This is a genomic window from Ciceribacter ferrooxidans (assembly GCF_004137355.1).
Taxonomy (GTDB): Bacteria; Pseudomonadota; Alphaproteobacteria; order Rhizobiales; family Rhizobiaceae; genus Allorhizobium; species Allorhizobium ferrooxidans.
Map to the genome: position 1 here is coordinate 1 of NZ_SDVB01000283.1, position 1074 is coordinate 1074.

1 protein-coding gene is annotated in these 1074 nt (G+C 47.4%); it reads right to left on the bottom strand.

Translation table 11 applies throughout. From position 1 onward, the window contains the following. Positions 1–1044 (bottom strand): hypothetical protein (locus tag EUU22_RS20085; protein ID WP_165351241.1); only part of this gene is annotated, 1044 nt, incomplete at its 3' end. Positions 1045–1074 lie beyond the last annotated feature (30 nt).

Genomic DNA, 1074 nt, shown 5'->3' on the forward strand with positions numbered 1-1074 from the left:
GCCATCAATGCTTATACTGAGGAGATTAAGGCCCACTCCTCCACCGTGTCCAGTCAGAGTTACCATCACAATTACATTAGCATGTATTTCCAGGAGGCGTTCTCCAGATTGAGAAGAAACCACAACACTTGCTCCTGTACTGACAGAGACGCCGTCTGGTTTTATCGCGCAGCTCCCAGCAGCGTCCAGAGTTACTGTAACACTTATAGATGATCCTAGAGATAAACCCAGAAATAGGTTTTGGAGAAGACTCGCGGACCACGGTGTAGTGTGGCTTTTTTGTGCGACTCCCCAAAGATTTCCAATTAGTTCTAGATTTATGGCAGTTCCCCAAACCTGTCCCTCTGTGAGTGCGTAAACGAGGCCAGGGCTGACAAGCGAAATCACGTTGCCCTTATTATCAACAAGGTTGTGCACGACTTTGAGAACTCCTCCAACAACAGATACACCGGACGCGACAGCCGTCACTAAACCGTTACGATACCCGCCACCGGATTCCAGATTCCCGTTGACGATCCCCAGGATGCCATCAAAGCAGGCGCTGAAATGTAATTTCAAGAGTGGACGACAGGCACCTAGTAACAAGTCCAACAGCGTGTTTAGGATTGTAACGCTGCTCGATTTAAGGGTGATGGTGATAGATAGGTCGCCTGATCGTATCGCGAGAGAACCACTCGGAGAGATGTCATAGTTGAGCTTGAACGTAAGTATAACCTTTAACTGTATCTCCGTCACTTCTTTACAGGATAGAGAAACCGTCAGAGAAACGGATATGGACGACAAGTCATCACTTAGTATTAAAGAATCCAGTTTCACATTAATGATGGTTATTTTGGTAAGACTAGGTAATACTCCTCCCGGGAGACCCCCAACAGAACCCAATAGGTCAGGGATAATAAGGTATTTTGGCATCAAGTTATTGTGGTTTTTCTCGCAGGCCTGGTTAATCTGGTCTTTAATAGCGTCATGGGATGTGCACGATGTCTGTTGTCCAAGGGCGCTGGCTACAAAGCCGAGCAGGACCACGAGCCACAGGTTCAGCATCTTGGCTTCTGGATTAGCAGAGGAATGCTG